Source organism: Pseudomonas tructae (assembly GCF_004214895.1).
GTDB lineage: Bacteria > Pseudomonadota > Gammaproteobacteria > Pseudomonadales > Pseudomonadaceae > Aquipseudomonas > Aquipseudomonas tructae.
On the sequence record NZ_CP035952.1, the window covers coordinates 3,475,052 to 3,490,678 of the forward strand.

The 15,627-nt window shown below is 63.8% G+C and carries 16 protein-coding genes; 10 read left to right on the plus strand and 6 right to left on the minus strand.

Annotation, left to right across the window (positions count from 1 at the left end; translation table 11 throughout):
• Positions 1-25 precede the first annotated feature (25 nt).
• From EXN22_RS15540 to EXN22_RS15555, 4 genes are read left to right on the plus strand one after another with little or no spacing between them, the layout of a single operon-like run.
• Positions 26-1,189, plus strand: a complete 1,164-nt coding sequence (locus EXN22_RS15540) for an isovaleryl-CoA dehydrogenase (protein ID WP_130264898.1) — start codon at positions 26-28, stop codon at positions 1,187-1,189.
• 17 nt (positions 1,190-1,206) lie between these two features.
• Positions 1,207-2,814: a carboxyl transferase domain-containing protein gene (locus tag EXN22_RS15545; RefSeq protein ID WP_130264899.1), complete on the plus strand. Its 1,608-nt coding sequence runs from the start codon at positions 1,207-1,209 to the stop codon at positions 2,812-2,814.
• Positions 2,815-2,816: 2 nt separating this feature from the next.
• The gene (locus tag EXN22_RS15550; RefSeq protein ID WP_130264900.1) at positions 2,817-3,635 is read left to right on the plus strand and encodes a gamma-carboxygeranoyl-CoA hydratase; all 819 of its coding nucleotides are present in this window, start codon (positions 2,817-2,819) and stop codon (positions 3,633-3,635) included.
• Positions 3,632-5,587 carry an acetyl/propionyl/methylcrotonyl-CoA carboxylase subunit alpha gene (locus EXN22_RS15555; RefSeq protein WP_130264901.1) on the plus strand — a complete coding sequence of 652 codons (1,956 nt, stop codon included), beginning with the start codon at positions 3,632-3,634 and terminating at the stop codon, positions 5,585-5,587. Before EXN22_RS15550 ends, EXN22_RS15555 begins: the two co-directional genes overlap by 4 nt.
• An 88-nt stretch (positions 5,588-5,675) precedes the next feature.
• Here the strand turns inward: EXN22_RS15555 and EXN22_RS15560 are convergent, their stop codons facing one another.
• Positions 5,676-6,329, minus strand: coding sequence for a LexA family protein (locus EXN22_RS15560; RefSeq protein ID WP_233281739.1), 654 nt, complete (start codon positions 6,327-6,329; stop codon positions 5,676-5,678).
• 130 nt (positions 6,330-6,459) lie between these two features.
• On the opposite strand from EXN22_RS15560, the gene EXN22_RS15565 reads away from it, so the two are divergent.
• From EXN22_RS15565 to EXN22_RS15580, 4 genes are all read left to right on the plus strand, one after another.
• A complete protein-coding gene (locus EXN22_RS15565; RefSeq protein ID WP_130264903.1) occupies positions 6,460-6,792 on the plus strand; it encodes a DUF6124 family protein in 333 nt (110 codons plus the stop codon).
• A 455-nt stretch (positions 6,793-7,247) separates the two neighbouring features.
• Positions 7,248-7,760, plus strand: a complete 513-nt coding sequence (locus tag EXN22_RS15570; RefSeq protein WP_130264904.1) for a sigma factor-like helix-turn-helix DNA-binding protein — start codon at positions 7,248-7,250, stop codon at positions 7,758-7,760.
• Positions 7,761-7,809: 49 nt separating this feature from the next.
• Positions 7,810-8,958 (plus strand): M14 family metallopeptidase, encoded by a 1,149-nt coding sequence (locus tag EXN22_RS15575; RefSeq protein ID WP_130264905.1) that lies wholly within the window; start codon positions 7,810-7,812, stop codon positions 8,956-8,958.
• 108 nt (positions 8,959-9,066) lie between these two features.
• On the plus strand, positions 9,067-10,383 hold the full coding sequence (locus EXN22_RS15580) for an alginate export family protein (RefSeq protein ID WP_130264906.1): 1,317 nt from the start codon (positions 9,067-9,069) through the stop codon (positions 10,381-10,383).
• On the opposite strand, the gene EXN22_RS15585 is transcribed toward EXN22_RS15580, so the two are convergent.
• Together EXN22_RS15585 and EXN22_RS15590 are read right to left on the minus strand one after the other, a co-directional pair.
• Entirely contained in the window at positions 10,380-10,877 is a 498-nt protein-coding gene (locus EXN22_RS15585) for a PaaI family thioesterase (protein WP_130264907.1), read from the minus strand. The two genes, EXN22_RS15580 and EXN22_RS15585, sit on opposite strands and share 4 nt — an antisense overlap.
• Before the next feature lie 64 nt (positions 10,878-10,941).
• A complete protein-coding gene (locus EXN22_RS15590; RefSeq protein ID WP_130264908.1) occupies positions 10,942-11,583 on the minus strand; it encodes an ArsR/SmtB family transcription factor in 642 nt (213 codons plus the stop codon).
• A gap of 75 nt (positions 11,584-11,658) precedes the next feature.
• Here EXN22_RS15590 and EXN22_RS15595 point away from each other — a divergent pair, with 75 nt between their 5' ends.
• Entirely contained in the window at positions 11,659-12,156 is a 498-nt protein-coding gene (locus EXN22_RS15595) for a DUF2938 domain-containing protein (protein WP_130264909.1), read from the plus strand.
• Position 12,157: 1 nt separating this feature from the next.
• Here the strand turns inward: EXN22_RS15595 and EXN22_RS15600 are convergent, their stop codons facing one another.
• A complete protein-coding gene (locus tag EXN22_RS15600) occupies positions 12,158-12,445 on the minus strand; it encodes a hypothetical protein (protein ID WP_130264910.1) in 288 nt (95 codons plus the stop codon).
• Positions 12,446-12,612: 167 nt separating this feature from the next.
• On the opposite strand from EXN22_RS15600, the gene EXN22_RS15605 reads away from it, so the two are divergent.
• Entirely contained in the window at positions 12,613-13,050 is a 438-nt protein-coding gene (locus EXN22_RS15605) for a hypothetical protein (protein WP_130264911.1), read from the plus strand.
• Between the two features lie 148 nt (positions 13,051-13,198).
• On the opposite strand, the gene dsdC is transcribed toward EXN22_RS15605, so the two are convergent.
• A complete protein-coding gene (dsdC, locus tag EXN22_RS15610; protein WP_130264912.1) occupies positions 13,199-14,131 on the minus strand; it encodes a DNA-binding transcriptional regulator DsdC in 933 nt (310 codons plus the stop codon).
• 2 nt (positions 14,132-14,133) lie between these two features.
• Positions 14,134-15,486 (minus strand): D-serine ammonia-lyase, encoded by a 1,353-nt coding sequence (locus EXN22_RS15615; RefSeq protein WP_130264913.1) that lies wholly within the window; start codon positions 15,484-15,486, stop codon positions 14,134-14,136.
• Positions 15,487-15,627 lie beyond the last annotated feature (141 nt).

The following is a 15,627-nucleotide window of genomic DNA, read 5'->3' on the forward strand; positions in this document are numbered from 1 at the left end:
GAACAAACGACAAAAAGGTGCCAGCATGCGTTATCCGACCCTGAACTTCGCCCTGGGCGAAACCATCGACATGCTTCGCGACCAGGTGCAGTCCTTCGTCGCCGCTGAACTGGCGCCGCGCGCTGCGCAGATCGACCAGGACAACCTGTTCCCCGCCGACATGTGGCGCAAGTTCGGCGACATGGGCCTGCTGGGTATCACCGTATCGGAAGAATACGGCGGCGCCGGCCTGGGCTACCTGGCCCACGTGGTAGCCATGGAAGAGATCAGCCGCGGCTCGGCCTCGGTCGCCCTCTCCTACGGCGCCCACTCCAACCTCTGCGTCAACCAGATCAACCGCAACGGCAACGCCGAGCAGAAAGCCAAGTACCTGCCCAAGCTGATCAGCGGCGAGCACATCGGCGCCCTGGCCATGAGCGAGCCCAATGCCGGTTCCGACGTGGTGTCGATGAAACTGCGCGCCGAACAGCGGGGTGACCACTTCGTCCTCAACGGCAGCAAGACCTGGATCACCAACGGCCCCGACGCCAACACCTACGTGATCTACGCCAAGACCGACCTGGAAAAAGGCGCCCACGGCATCACCGCCTTTATCGTCGAGCGCGACTGGAAGGGCTTCAGCCGCAGCAACAAGTTCGACAAGCTGGGCATGCGCGGCTCCAACACCTGCGAGCTGTTCTTCGACAACGTCGAAGTGCCCAAAGAGAACATCCTCGGCGCCCTCAACGGTGGCGTGAAGGTGCTGATGAGCGGCCTGGACTATGAGCGCGTGGTGCTCGCCGGCGGCCCGACCGGGATCATGCAGGCGTGCATGGACCTGGTGGTGCCCTACATCCATGACCGTAAACAGTTCGGCCAGAGCATCGGCGAGTTCCAGCTGATCCAGGGCAAGATTGCCGACATGTACACCCAGCTCAACGCCAGCCGTGCCTACCTCTACGCCGTGGCCCAGGCTTGCGATCGCAGCGAGACCACGCGCAAGGACGCCGCCGGGGTCATCCTCTATAGCGCTGAGCGCGCCACCCAGATGGCCCTGGAGGCGATCCAGATCCTCGGCGGCAACGGTTACATCAACGAATTCCCGGCCGGCCGCCTGCTGCGTGATGCCAAGCTCTACGAGATCGGTGCCGGCACCAGTGAAATCCGCCGGATGCTGATCGGCCGCGAACTGTTCAACGAAACCCGCTGAGCACAAGGAATCGCGCCATGGCTACCTTGCACACCCAGATCAACCCGCGCTCGGCGGAGTTCGCCACTAACAGCGCGGCCATGCTCGAACAGGTCGATGCCCTGCGCCGCCTGATCGCCCAGGTTCACCAGGGCGGCGGGCCAAAGGCCCAGGAGCGGCATACCTCACGGGGCAAACTGCTGCCGCGCGAGCGCATCGACCGCTTGCTCGATGCTGGCTCGCCGTTCCTGGAAATCGGCCAGCTGGCCGCCCATGAGGTGTACGGCGAAGACGTGCCGGCCGCTGGCGTGATCGCCGGCATCGGCCGGGTCGAAGGCGTCGAATGCATGATCGTGGCCAACGATGCCACGGTCAAAGGCGGCTCCTACTACCCGCTGACGGTGAAAAAACACCTGCGCGCCCAGGCCATCGCCCTGCAGAACCGCCTGCCGTGCCTGTACCTGGTAGACTCCGGCGGCGCCAACCTGCCGCGCCAGGATGAAGTGTTCCCCGACCGCGAACACTTCGGGCGGATCTTCTTCAACCAGGCCAACATGAGCGCCCTGGGGATTCCCCAGATCGCCGTGGTCATGGGCTCGTGCACCGCCGGCGGCGCCTACGTGCCGGCCATGGCCGACGAGGCGATCATGGTCCGCCAGCAGGCAACCATCTTTCTCGCAGGCCCCCCGCTGGTCAAGGCGGCCACCGGCGAGGTGGTCAGCGCCGAGGATCTGGGCGGCGCCGATGTGCATTGCAAGACCAGCGGCGTGGCCGACCACTATGCCGACAATGACGAACACGCCCTGGCCATCGCCCGGCGCTGCGTGGCCAACCTCAACTGGCACAAGCTTGGCCAACTGCAGCAACGCGCCCCGGTGGCACCGTTGTATAGCAGCGAAGAGCTGTACGGCGTGGTCCCCGCTGATGCCAAGCAGCCGTTCGATGTGCGCGAGGTGATTGCACGTCTGGTCGACGGCTCAGTGTTCGATGAGTTCAAGGCGCTGTTCGGCACCACCCTGGTGTGCGGCTTCGCCCACCTGCACGGCTACCCTGTGGCGATCCTGGCCAACAACGGCATCCTCTTCGCAGAAGCTGCGCAAAAAGGCGCGCACTTCATCGAGCTGGCCTGCCAGCGTGGCATTCCCCTGTTGTTCCTGCAGAACATCACCGGTTTCATGGTCGGCCAGAAGTACGAGGCCGGCGGCATTGCCAAGCACGGCGCCAAATTGGTAACTGCTGTGGCCTGTGCCCAGGTACCGAAGTTCACCGTGATCATCGGCGGCAGCTTCGGCGCCGGCAACTACGGCATGTGCGGCCGCGCCTACGACCCGCGCTTCTTGTGGATGTGGCCCAATGCACGGATTGGCGTGATGGGCGCAGAACAAGCCGCCGGGGTGCTGGCCCAGGTCAAGCGCGAGCAGAGCGAACGTAGCGGCCAGGCCTTCAGTGCCGATGACGAAGCACGCCTGAAGCAGCCGATCCTTGACCAGTACGAACACCAGGGCCACCCCTACTACTCCAGCGCCAGGCTGTGGGACGACGGCGTCATCGACCCGGCGCAAACCCGCGAGATCCTTGGCCTGGCGTTGTCCGCAGCCCTCAACGCACCGATCGAACAAAGCCGTTTCGGCATTTTCCGGATGTGACCATGAGCGACTTCACTACCCTTGAGCTGATCAAGGACCCCCGTGGGTTCGCCACCCTGTGGCTGAGCCGGGAAGACAAGAACAACGCCTTCAATGCGCAGATGATCCGCGAGCTGATCATCGCCATCGACCAGATCGGTGCCGACAGCAGCCTGCGTTTTGTGCTGCTGCGCGGCCGCGGCCGGCACTTCAGTGCAGGTGCGGATCTGGCCTGGATGCAACAGTCGGCGGCCCTGGACTACAACACCAACCTCGATGATGCCCGCGAACTGGCCGAGCTGATGTACAACCTGGCACGGCTCAAGCTGCCGACCCTGGCGGTGGTGCAAGGTGCAGCCTTTGGCGGCGCCCTGGGCCTGATCAGTTGCTGTGACATGGCCATCGGCGCCAGCGACGCACAGCTGTGCCTGTCCGAAGTGCGCATTGGCCTGGCGCCGGCAGTCATCAGCCCGTTCGTGGTCCAGGCCATGGGCGAGCGCGCCACACGCCGCTACGCCCTGACCGCCGAACGTTTCAGCGGCGAGCGCGCCCGTGAACTGGGCCTGCTGGCCGAAGCTTACCCGGCCGCCGAGCTGGAACAGCAGGTCAACCACTGGATCGACAACCTGCTGCTCAACAGCCCGCAAGCCATGCGTGCCAGCAAGGAGCTGTTGCGTGAAGTCGGTCATGGCGAACTGACCCCGTCCATCCGCCGCTACTGCGAAAACGCAATTGCCCGTATCCGCGTCAGCCCCGAAGGCCAGGAAGGCCTGCGCGCCTTTCTGGAAAAGCGCAGCCCGGCCTGGCAGGGCGAATCGTCGAACAAGGAGCCGCGCCCATGAGTCGCACCCCATTGACCACCCTGCTGGTCGCCAACCGCGGCGAAATCGCCTGCCGGGTGATGCGCACCGCCAAGGCCCTGGGCCTGACCACCGTGGCCGTGCACAGCGCCGTTGACCGTGAAGCACGGCACAGCCGCGAGGCTGACATCCGCGTCGACCTGGGCGGCGCCAAGCCTGGCGAAAGCTACCTGGACATCGACAAACTGCTGGCCGCAGCCAAGGCCAGCGGCGCCCAGGCGATCCACCCCGGCTACGGCTTTTTGTCCGAGAACGCAGGCTTTGCCCGCGCCATCGAACAGGCCGGGCTGATCTTCCTCGGCCCGCCGGCCAGTGCCATCGATGCCATGGGCAGCAAGTCGGCGGCCAAGGCCCTCATGGAGCAGGCCGGCGTGCCGCTGGTGCCGGGTTATCACGGCGAAGCCCAGGACCTGGAAACCTTCCGCGCCGCGGCCCAGAAAATCGGCTACCCGGTACTGCTCAAGGCCACCGCCGGTGGCGGCGGCAAGGGCATGAAGGTGGTCGAGAGCGAAAGCCAGCTTGGCGAAGCCCTGGCCTCGGCCCAGCGCGAGGCGCAGTCATCGTTTGGCGATGCGCGCATGCTGGTGGAAAAATACGTGCTCAAGCCCCGTCATGTGGAGATCCAGGTGTTCGCCGACCAGCACGGCAACTGCCTGTACCTCAACGAACGCGACTGCTCGATCCAGCGTCGTCATCAGAAGGTGGTCGAAGAAGCCCCTGCCCCGGGCCTGAGCAGCATCCAGCGCCAAGCCATGGGCGAAGCGGCGGTCAAGGCCGCCCAGGCCATCGGTTACGTCGGTGCCGGCACCGTGGAGTTCCTCCTCGATGCCCGTGGCGAATTCTTCTTCATGGAGATGAACACCCGCCTGCAGGTCGAGCACCCGGTCACCGAGGCGATCACCGGCCTGGACCTGGTGGCCTGGCAGATTCGGGTCGCCTGTGGCGAGCCGCTGCCAATCACCCAGGCGCAGGTGCCGCTCAATGGCCACGCCATCGAAGTGCGCTTGTACGCTGAAGATCCGGCCAATGACTTTCTCCCGGCCACTGGCCACCTGGCCCTGTACCGCGAGTCGGCGCCGGGCGAAGGCCGGCGGGTCGACAGCGGCGTCAGCGAAGGCGACGACGTCTCGCCGTTCTATGACCCGATGCTCGGCAAGCTGATCGCCTGGGGCCAGACCCGCGAGCAGGCGCGCCTGCGTTTGCTGGCGATGCTCGACGAGTTCGCCATCGGCGGGCTGAAGAGCAACATCGCCTTCCTGCGGCGCATCCTTGCCCACCCGGCATTCGCCGAGGCCGAGCTGGATACCGGCTTCATCCCGCGTTATCAGGAGCAACTGCTGCCTGCGCCGCAGGCCTTGCCCGCAGCGTTCTGGCAGGCCGCGGCCGAAGCCTTTATCCAGAGCCAACCGCTGCAACCGCGCGGCGATGACCTTCATTCGCCATGGGCCGCCAACAACGGCTTTCGTGCCGGGGTGCCGGCGCAGGTCAGCCTGCACTTGACCTGCAGCGGTGAAGCCCGGGCCATCAACCTGAGCCAGGCGGCAGCGTCGAACCTCAGGCTCGACGGTGAACAACTGCTGATCGACGAAAGCGGCCTGCGCCGCCGACACCTGGCAATCCGCCGTGGCGACACCCTGTACCTGCACTGGGACGGTGAGTTGCACAGCGTCAACCGCTACGATCCGATTGCCGAAGCCGATGCCGCGCACAGCCATCAGGGCGGCCTCGGTGCGCCCATGAACGGCAGTATCGTGCGGGTGTTGGTGGAGGTTGGTCAGGCGGTGGAGGCCGGTACGCAACTGGTGGTGCTCGAAGCCATGAAGATGGAACACAGCATTCGCGCGCCCCATGCCGGGACGGTCAAGGCACTGTTTTGCCAGGAAGGCGAGATGGTCAGTGAAGGGGCTGTGCTGGTGGAGCTGGAAGAAGTTTGACGGCCTCATCGCGGGGCAAGCCCGCTCCCACATAACGCTGTGGGAGCGGCGGTGCGACGACTCGACTTGCCCCGCGATTGAAGTCACCTCAAAACTTGACCAATGCCTGCACCACCACCCCCAGCAATTCACACTGCTCGGTGCACAAGGCCTTGGGATAGGTCGGGTTGAGCGGGCGCAGATAGCGCTGGCCACCCTCCTCACTCAACTGACGAAAACTGACGGCCGTGCTGCCTGGCGAACGCGCGATCACCAGCTTGCCGGTTTCGGCCTCAAGCCCGGCATCGACCAATATCAGCATCCCCTCCGGCACGCTCAAGCCCAGCGGCGCCGTCATTGCATCGCCTTCAACCCTGAGCCAGAACGCCCGCCCCTGTGCTTTGTAGTCGGTAGACTGCAGCGGGCAGCCTTCGGCCGGCGCATCCAGATCGCCCCAAGCCAAAATCGGATAGCGAAAATACAGTTCGTGCTGTAGGCCATCGGCGCCAGCAACAGTCGTCGGATTGCCCAAGACTGTGTAGGACCCATTGTTTTCCGCCAGTTGATGAGGGAAAACCATCTGTAGCGGCGGCAGGCCCACTTCCACCAGAATCTGGTTGAGCACCCGCAGTTTCGGCTCGCGCTCCTCGCGCAACCAATGGCCCACGGCGCCCTGGGTGACCCCGATGCGTTCGGCGAGAGTTTCCTGCGTGACCTTCAGTTCACGCATCCTGGCTTTGACCAGGTCAGTCCATTTATCCATCGCTGGCACGATACGGACTGCCTCCTGGCGCTCAATACACATGCTGTAGTATTTAAACAATAGTCATAAATACAAAATGTATTAGCATTGTCGACACCTCTCATCGCTTACCTAGACAGCAGGCAGCCGAATGAATCCGACAATTCCTGATACAGACCTTGACCTTGATTCCGAATCACTAAGTAACAGCGATGCCGCCCGGCGCGCACTGGACTTCTACCTCAACCCGGCACCGCCCCAGATCGACCCTGATGAGCCGATACTGGTCGCCCGCGAAGGCCTCAGCGATGCCCAAACCACTGCCCAGGCCACCACCTTGTTGCGCTACGCCGCAGCCACCGCCTGCGAGTCGGCTGAGGGCTTGCAAGGCACAAAGCGCGACCTGGCCCTGACGTCCTTGCAAATGATCAATAGCGTGCGGAGCATGCTTGAGCGCATGGCAGCCAACAAAGGGCCCGCCTGAGGTCAGTGGTCGTCAACGGAGCATCTTCGTGGGGAGTCGACGGTGCGCGGGGTTGGTGCCCGCCCGTCATGAGGGAGCGCATTCGGTAAAAGATTTTTACGGAATGGCAGAAAATTCATTTGACTTGCAAATGATAACGATTATTATTGCTCACAACTGGTCGCGAGACTGGTTGGGTAACCTGAAAGCCCTTAGGTCGGACTCTCAGATTATCTCCTCATCAGGCTAATCACGGTTTTTGACCCGGCTTTTTGCCGGGTCTTTTTTTTGGTCTTCAGGCTAATGAAGATGGGTGTTGCTTGAATGGCCGCGATGATAGCAAATGAATGTCGCGCAGTGAATGGTTGTAACAGCGCTTTGCTGAATTAGCACTTGAGAATCAATCTCGTTAAGATTAAGCTGTTGCAGCGTCACGGAAGACGCCCCCACTCCACTGACCAGCAAGGAGCTTGTACATGACCCGTCTGTTGCTGCCCCTTGAACACAACCCCCTTTCCCACGACCTGGCGGACGACGCCTTGCTGCAGCGCCTGAAAAAGCTGCCGCGCCGCGTTCAACAGGTGTTCTTGCTCAGCCGCCTCGATCAACTGCCGTTCGCCAGCATTGCCGAGCGCCTGGACCTGCCCGCCATCACTGTCGAGCGCCACATGAACCAGGCCCTGCAGGCTGCCCGCGACGAGCGTGACGCCCTGGCGAGCATCGCCGGCCAATGGTACGTGCGCCTGCAGAGCCCAGAGGTGACCGCCAGCGAACGCATCGACTTTCGCCGCTGGCTCGACAGCGCCGCGCAAAACCGCGAGGCGTTCCACGCCACCGAGCTGCGCTGGCGCTCCCTGCTGGCCCCGGCCCGACAGCTGGGTGAAGACGGCTGGTACCGACAGGCGCGAGCGGCCTTGTCGCTGGGTGGCTGTTCGGTGGCAATCGGCCTGGGCCTGGCCGCCTTGGCAGCGATCGGTTTCTGGTCCTGAGCCAGGCGTGTAGAGTAGGCGTCACAACAACTCTACGTGGAGCCTGGTGATGACCGTGACGCTGTCCCCCCTGCACATCGACTGCGATTTCGATTCCGGCAACATCCTCGTCAAGGATGCCAGTGACCCTGCGCACGTGCGCCTGGCCATTCGCCCCGACACCCGAAGCCCGCATTTTCAGTGGTTCCACTTCAAGGCCGATGGGCTGTCTCCAGGCCAGATCCATGGCTTTATCCTGGAAAACGCCGGTCAATCGTCTTACCACGAGGCCTGGAGCGGTTACCAGGCCGTCGCCTCCTATGACCAGCAAGAGTGGTTCCGGGTGCCCAGCACCTACGATGGCAAGGCCCTGACCTTCACCCTCAAGGCCGAACAGCCCCAGGCCTGGTTCGCCTACTTCGAGCCCTACCCGCGCGCACGCCACAACCAGTTGATCGAACGTGCCAAGACCCTGCCGGGCGTCGAACTGCTGGCCACCGGCCGCAGCGTCGAAGGCCGTGACATCCCGCTGCTGCGGGTCGGCAACGGTGAGGCAGGCAAGCGCAAGCTGTGGATCATCGCCCAGCAGCACCCGGGCGAGCACATGGCCGAGTGGTTCATGGAGGGGGTGATCGACCGCCTGCAAGGCAATGACCCGGCTATCCAGGCATTGCTCAAGCAAGCCGACCTGTACCTGATCGCCAACATGAACCCTGACGGCGCCCTCCACGGCCATCTGCGCACCAACTTCGCGGGCCAGGACCTCAACCGCGCCTGGCAGGATGCAAGCATCGACAAGAGCCCGGAAGTGCTCTTCGCCCAGCAGCAGATGAAGCTGTATGGCGTCGACCTGTTCCTCGACGTGCATGGCGATGAAGAAATCCCCCACGTGTTCACTGCCGGCTGCGAGGGCAACCCCGGCTACACCCCGCGTATCGCCGGGCTGGAAAAGACCTTCCGCGACAGCCTGTGCGAACGCACCAAGGATTTCCAGCAAGTCCATGGCTACCCGCTTTCAGCCCCGGGTACAGCCAACATGACCCTGGCCTGCAACAGCGTCGGCAATAGTTACGACTGCCTGTCGCTGACCCTGGAGATGCCGTTCAAGGACCACGACGACGCCCCCAACCCCGCGACCGGCTGGAACGGCCAACGCAGCAAGGACCTGGCCAGCGCCGTACTGGACGTGTTCGGGCAGATGGCCGGCACCCTGCGCTAACGCTGCTGGCGAGCAGGATCAACCACCCTGGCAGGCAAAGCAAAGACCTGCCGGGGCCTTGCCACCCTAAATGACGGCCACCCACGCCGCCGTTTAGGAACCCCTGCCATGACCACCCGCCCTGCCCCTTCACTCAAGGCCACTGGCCTGTGCCTGCTGCTGGCCCTGCCACCGGTTCAGGCCTTCGAGCTGTACGCTGACGACGACACGCATCTGAATGCCAACTTCCTCGCCGTGTATGGCCTGTTCAACAGTCGCAAGAACTACGACGGCACCGACGGGGGCTCGACCTGGCGCGAAGGCTTCATCAAGTATGGCCTGAGCGCCGATCAGCGCCTGAGCGAACTGGGTACGGTCTACGGCACCGCCAACCTGGTCAGTTCGGCGACCTGGGGCGACGGCGATGCTGCCGGCATCAGCGATGGCAGCGAACGCACCACACAGTTCGACGAAGCCTTCGCCGGCTGGCGCTCGGCCAAACTGATACCGGCGCTGGGCGAGGATGGCCTGGACCTGTCGTTCGGCCGCCAGGTCATCACCCTTGGCGATGGTTTCATCATCAACGACGATGGCCTGAACTTCGGCAAGGGCCCGGCCGATGGCGAACTCAACCGCGGTGGCGCCTACTACCTGGCCGCCCGCCATGCCTTCGACAAGACCGCAGCGCTGCGCCTGGGCGGCAAAGAGGGCCTGCACGGCAGCCTGCTGTGGCTCAAGTCGGACAACCGCGCCCAGGCCAACAGCGAGCTGGCCGCCAGCACCCTGGCCTACAGCGCCGCGCCCGGCACCCTGGAGCTGGCCTACATTCGTGGCCTGAATGTCGATGAGCGTTACGCCAACGAGTTGCAGAAACAGCGCGAAGGCATGGATATCTACAGCCTGCGTGGCGCCGGTGACGCCGGGGTCGAGCACGCGCATTTCGCCTTCGAGCACGCTTGGCAGCACAAGGACGCAGCGCCGGAAAAAGCCTGGTATGTCGAGGCGGGCTACACCTTCGCCGAGCTGCCCTGGCGCCCGGACCTGACCTACCGCTACAGCCGTTACTCCCAAGGCTGGGACTCGATGTTCAACGGCATGAACCGTGGCTATGGCACCTGGTTCCAGGGTGAGGTCACCGGCAACTATTCAGGCCCGTTCAACAGCAACAACGATGTGCACTTCGTTGGCCTAAAGGCCACGCCGGTGGAAGCACTGACACTGGGCGTGCTGCTGTTCAACTACAAGACCCTGCACGCGCGCGACACACTGAACCTCGATGGCCGCGAGCTGGACCTGTACGCCGAATGGGCGCTGAGCGAGCACCTGATCATCAGCCCGCTGCTGGGCCTGTACCAACCGCGCAAGAGCAGCGACAACGGCGGTAACCAGGTGGGCGGCAACGGCACCAACCTCTACAGCCAGCTGACCATTGCCGTGCCGTTTTAGGCGGTACCGTGGGCCTTGTGCTTGAGCTTTTCGGTGTCGACTCGGACAAACACCGAGTCAGCGGTCACCGTCAGCACGTCACCGGCCCAGACCTCGCAGACGACCCGGCTCTTGCGCCCGACCTCACCCTCGACCCGGGCCTTGAGCAGCAGCTCGATGCCCATGGGCGTGGGTTTGAGGTAGGTCAGGTTGAGCTGGCCGGTAACGCAGTCGATGCGTGGCAGGCTGCCGGGCTCGCGACCTTCGGCGCGGTAGTGGTAAGCCATGGCGGTCCAGTTGGAATGGCAGTCGACCAGCATGGCGAGCAAGCCGCCATAGACCAGCCCCGGCCAGCCCAGGAAGGTGCTGTCGGGTGAGTGACGGCACAGCAGGTGGATACCGTCGCTGTCCCAGTGGCTTTGCAGGTGCAGGCCGCTGGGGTGGGAACAGCCGCAGCCATAGCAGACGCCCTCGGGGGCGGCCAGTTCCTGCAGGGATAAGGCGTGGGTGCTCATAGACTTCCTGATTGTCTGTTATGGGTGGAAAGCATCCTCGATAGTAACGCCTTGCTGCCCGGCGCTACAGACCTTTGTCCCAGACACCGGGCCACTGCTCAATACCCTGAAGATAGTGCCGCGCCCTGAAACCGCCCGCTTTGAGCGCCGCTACCGCATCACGGGAAAACACACACCAGGGCCCACGACAATAGGCGACCACCTCCTGCTGCGCGGGCAGCTCACCCAGGCGCTGCTGCAGTTCAGCGAACGGAATGTTGATCGCCCCCGGCAAATGCCCCTGGGCGAACTCCTCGGCCGGGCGCACGTCGAGCAGGGTCACGCTGTGATCCTGCAGGCGCTCGAGCAATTCTTCCCGGCTGATCGCTTCCAACTGCTCGGGCGCGCTCAGGCTGTCGCTCATCAGTTCACGAATCGCCGCGCGGTTGAACGCCGCCAGTTGTCCCAGCGCGGCCAGCACTTCGGGGATCGGCCCGGCGCTGAGCCGGTAGAGCACACGTTTGCCATCGCGGCGGGTCTGGACAAAACCGGCGCGGCGCAAGTGCTGCAGATGTTGGGAGGCATTGGCCACCGACAGTTGGCACTGCTGGGCCAGGTGCTCGACGGCCAGCTCGCCGCCGGCAATCTGTTCGAGCAGATTAAGGCGATGGGCGTGGCCAAGGGTCCGCGCCAGATCGGCGATGTGCTGGTGCTGCTGGGTTTTCATGTCGGTCATTGACAGCAAGGTAACATTGGCTAATCATTCAATCAATCTATTGAATGTTATTAAGCGAGGTGCAGCATGCTCGAAACAATCGTTCTTGCGCTCTTGATCGGCTTGACGGCCACAGCCCTGGCCGATCTCTGGTCGCTGTTCCAGCAACGGGTGCTGGGCATGGCGGGCGCCAACTGGGCATTGGTGGGCCGCTGGATCGGGTACATGCCACGCGGCCAGTGGGTTCACCACAGCATCGCCAAGGCCCCAGCCCTGGCCGGTGAACGGCTGATCGGCTGGAGTGCGCACTATCTTATCGGGGTGATGTTCGCGGGGTTGTTGCTGGCGGTCTGCGGGGTGGCCTGGGCACGCCAGCCGACCTTTGTGCCGGCATTCGTGCTTGGCCTTGCGACCGTAGCGGCGCCCTACCTGATCATGCAGCCCGGCATGGGTGCCGGCTTCTTCGCCTCGAAAACCCCCAAACCAAACACCGCGCGTGCGCGCAGCCTGCTGGCCCATGGGGTGTTTGGCGTGGCCTTGTACCTGGCCGGGGTGCTCTGGGCTGCGCTGCTGCAGCCCAATTGATTTACAGGCCCAGCTCTTGGGGGGTGAGCATGTCGCTCTCGAAGGCGATCCAGCCGCCTTCCAGCTCAGCGTGGCCGTTGACGATCGGGCCGTAGTAGGTCAGGCCGTTTTCCAGGGTCACGCAAATGTGCGTCGCATTGTCCGGGGCGGCCAGGGTGCCGACAAAGTGCACCTTCTTCAGCGTCTCGGTAACGGCTTCAAGGCCCACCCGAATAGCGATGTTTTCCACGGCTTCAACATCATCATGCTGGTCGTCGCTGACGGTCACGGTGGCAGTGTAGTTGTACATGGTCGAACTCCAACGACAGGAAAAACGGCGTCAGCTGACGCTCGGGGGCGCATAGGGTAATGGAGCGGCTCGGAAAAAGCCCGTGCCCATCGACGAGGCGACGCACGAAGGTACCCTCAACCCGCCCCGGCTGGTATTGTGCCCCCCGGTAAAAACCTGTCAGAGGAATGACATTGAGTGCTGAACAGAACCTGACCTCGGACATGTTCGAGGTCGACAAGCGCCTGGGGCTCAAGCCCGTGGTGGATTTCAACAGCTACCTGGTGAACGCTTTCGGCGACGGCCCGTGCACCTGCAGCCGTTGCCACGCCAGTGGTGGTGACGAGAGCGGTTACGAGCACCAGCACACCTTCGTTATCGACGGCCGCACGCTCAACCGCCGCTTTGCCAGTACCGCGGGCAGCGATGTGCTCAATGCGCTGAAAAAAGCCTGGTTGTCTTACACCAAGGCCGATCTGCCCGCCCTGGGCGCGCTGGACCTGACGGCGGTCAAGGGCTTCGTCGAGCCACAGCTGCACGCACGCGTGTTGCCGTTGTTCCTGGCCAGCGGGCTGGTGCGAGAGGTTGACGGCCAATGGATGTTGCAGGTTCAGGCTGGGGATTGATTGCAGGAGTTGAGTGGGAGCGGCGATGCGGCGCCCCGACTTGCCCCGCGATAGCATTCTTTGAGCCACATCCCATCGCGGGGCAAGCCCGCTCCCACAGAGATCGCGCAAGTTTTATAGATTTTTATCAAGACAGTTGCCCCACCGTTCAGCTGACCGCGCACTCGCGCAACCAGTCGATCATCACCTGCACACGCAACGGCATTGGCTCGCGCGGCGGATGCACCAGGTAGTAGCCCTGCCCCGCCGTCTGGCTGAAGCCCCCCAGGGGCAGGATCAGTGCGCCCTGGTCAAGCAGCGGTTGCACCAGACGCTGGCGCCCCATGGCCACGCCAGCATGGTGGCTGGCGGCGGCACTGCACAGATCGGAGCGGTCGAAGGTCAGGTGGCTTGTGGGCAGCTGCGGTTGCACCGCCTGCTCGCCGGCCCAGCGTTGCCATTCGGCATCGAAAGCGGCCTGCTCCCAGGCCAGGGCATCGTGCAGCAAGGTGCACCCCACCAGGCGCTCGGGGTGGCCGCTCAGACCATGGCGTTCGGCATACTGCGGGCTGCACACCGGGGCGATTCTTTCGTCCATCAGCAGCTGGCTGCACAGCCCCGCAAACTCACCATGACCATACAGCAAGGCCAGGTCCACCGGGCGGGTGCGAAAATCCACCGGGTCGTTGCCAGTGCGAATGTCCAGGCTGACCTGCGGGTAACGCTGCTGGAAACCTGCCAGGCGTGGCACCAGCCAGTGCTGGGCCAGCGAAGGCCGTACATACAGGCTCAGGGCGCCGCTGGCTGCTTCGCTCGAAGGCTGCAGGGCTTCTTGCAATTGCGCTTCGAAACCTTGTACTAGCCGATAGAGCCGCTCGCCTTCGGCGGTCAGGCGAATGCGCCGGGTCAGGCGCTCGAACAGACGTAGCGCCACGGCCTGTTCCAGGCGAGCGATACGGTGACTAACGGCGCTGGCGCTCAGGCACAGCTCCTGCGCGGCCAGGCTGAAACTCAGATGCCGGGCGACCGCAAGGAAGGTGTGCAGGTTGGCGAACTGCGCGCCGCTCAAGCGGGTGCCGAGGCGATCAGGCAGGTTGAGCATGCTCAACGCCCGACCAGTTCGGCACGACCCTGGGCCAGGTAGCGGTCCATCTCGTCGCGCGGCACCATGCTGCCGCCGGTGCCCCAGACCAGGTGGGTGGCGCGCGCCATGCGCTCATCGCTCAAACCCAGGCGCTGACGGTAGCCTTGCTGCTCTTGCAGCACATTGAACATGCCCGCTAGCCCGGCCAGCGCCGATGGCTCCAGCTCCAGGCCTTCACAGGCCTGCATTTGCGCCAGCTGGCGGTACAGGGTTTGGTCACTGACGGTGTAATAACCGTCGATCAGGCGCTGCAGCGAGCGGCCGACAAAACCCGAAGGCCGGCCCACCGCCAGGCCGTCGGCGGCGGTCTGGTTGTCGATGCCGAAGTCATACACCGACACCGCGTCGTGCAGGCCTGTGTACACCCCCAGGAACATGCACGGCGAATGGGTCGGCTCGGCGAACACGCAGTGCACCGCATCGCCAAAGATGTGCTTGAGGCCAAAGGCCACGCCGCCCGGGCCACCGCCAACCCCACAAGGCAGATAGACGAACAGCGGATGCTCGGCGTCGACCACTATGCCCTGCTCGGCCAACTGACGTTGTAGGCGTTCGGCCGCCACGGCGTAACCGAGGAACAGGTTCAGCGAATTTTCATCATCGACGAAATGACAACGCGGGTCGGCCTCGGCTTCCCGGCGCCCCTGCTCCACCGCCACACTGTAGTCGGCGCTGTACTCGCGCACCTCGACACCGCAGGCGCGCAGACGATCCTTCTTCCACTGGCGGGCATCGGCGGACATGTGCACCGTTGCCTTGAAGCCCAGGCGCGCACTGATGAGGCCGATCGACAGGCCAAGGTTGCCGGTAGAGCCAACCGCCACGCTGTACTGGCCGAAGAACGCCCGGGCTTGATTGCTGTCGAGCTTGGCATAGCTATCACCCGGCTGCAGCAAGCCGCCGGCCAGGGCCAGGTCTTCAGCGAGTTTGAGCACTTCATAGATCCCGCCGCGGGCCTTGATCGAACCGGAGATCGGCAGCAGGTTGTCGGCCTTGAGCCACAGCGCTCCGCTTGCCGGCAGTTGCTGTTCGGCACTGAGCACGGCCTGCAGGGCGGGCAACGGCAACAATGGCGATTCGATGATGCCTGCACTGGCCACAGTCTGGGGGAACGCCGAAGCAATGAACGCAGCGAAGCGCTCGAGCCTGGCGCTGGCCTGGCGGATATCTTCAGCGTTCAATGGCACATCACCCAGGGCCTCGGCGCTCGCTGCCAGGGCCGGGTTGAACCAGCAGGTGGGGCGCAACGCTACCAGGTCGGCGATCAGCGGATGGCTCTGGCACCAGGCATTGACGGATTTTTCCAGCGGCATTGGGTGACTCCATGGGCAAGCGGATAGAACGATTAAGCGTCAGCCCCAGGTGCTTTACAACCGATGGTTGCTCAAGCCATGGATGAACCTGTTTCAGCCATGGCGCGCCGTGCAAGCCGCCGCACTTCTGCTACCTTGGGA

What these genes read in the sequence shown, in the direction of transcription:
- EXN22_RS15595 (WP_130264909.1), top strand. Translation starts at nt 11,659, where the DNA reads ATGCTCGAAACAATCGTTCTTGCGCTCTTGATCGGCTTGACGGCCACA.
- EXN22_RS15565 (WP_130264903.1), top strand. Translation starts at nt 6,460, where the DNA reads ATGAATCCGACAATTCCTGATACAGACCTTGACCTTGATTCCGAATCA.
- EXN22_RS15600 (WP_130264910.1), bottom strand. Translation starts at nt 12,445, where the DNA reads ATGTACAACTACACTGCCACCGTGACCGTCAGCGACGACCAGCATGAT.
- EXN22_RS15540 (WP_130264898.1), top strand. Translation starts at nt 26, where the DNA reads ATGCGTTATCCGACCCTGAACTTCGCCCTGGGCGAAACCATCGACATG.
- dsdC (WP_130264912.1), bottom strand. Translation starts at nt 14,131, where the DNA reads ATGCTCAACCTGCCTGATCGCCTCGGCACCCGCTTGAGCGGCGCGCAG.
- EXN22_RS15555 (WP_130264901.1), top strand. Translation starts at nt 3,632, where the DNA reads ATGAGTCGCACCCCATTGACCACCCTGCTGGTCGCCAACCGCGGCGAA.
- EXN22_RS15615 (WP_130264913.1), bottom strand. Translation starts at nt 15,486, where the DNA reads ATGCCGCTGGAAAAATCCGTCAATGCCTGGTGCCAGAGCCATCCGCTG.
- EXN22_RS15545 (WP_130264899.1), top strand. Translation starts at nt 1,207, where the DNA reads ATGGCTACCTTGCACACCCAGATCAACCCGCGCTCGGCGGAGTTCGCC.
- EXN22_RS15585 (WP_130264907.1), bottom strand. Translation starts at nt 10,877, where the DNA reads ATGAGCACCCACGCCTTATCCCTGCAGGAACTGGCCGCCCCCGAGGGC.
- EXN22_RS15575 (WP_130264905.1), top strand. Translation starts at nt 7,810, where the DNA reads ATGACCGTGACGCTGTCCCCCCTGCACATCGACTGCGATTTCGATTCC.
- EXN22_RS15560 (WP_233281739.1), bottom strand. Translation starts at nt 6,329, where the DNA reads ATGGATAAATGGACTGACCTGGTCAAAGCCAGGATGCGTGAACTGAAG.
- EXN22_RS15570 (WP_130264904.1), top strand. Translation starts at nt 7,248, where the DNA reads ATGACCCGTCTGTTGCTGCCCCTTGAACACAACCCCCTTTCCCACGAC.
- EXN22_RS15590 (WP_130264908.1), bottom strand. Translation starts at nt 11,583, where the DNA reads ATGAAAACCCAGCAGCACCAGCACATCGCCGATCTGGCGCGGACCCTT.
- EXN22_RS15550 (WP_130264900.1), top strand. Translation starts at nt 2,817, where the DNA reads ATGAGCGACTTCACTACCCTTGAGCTGATCAAGGACCCCCGTGGGTTC.
- EXN22_RS15580 (WP_130264906.1), top strand. Translation starts at nt 9,067, where the DNA reads ATGACCACCCGCCCTGCCCCTTCACTCAAGGCCACTGGCCTGTGCCTG.
- EXN22_RS15605 (WP_130264911.1), top strand. Translation starts at nt 12,613, where the DNA reads ATGACATTGAGTGCTGAACAGAACCTGACCTCGGACATGTTCGAGGTC.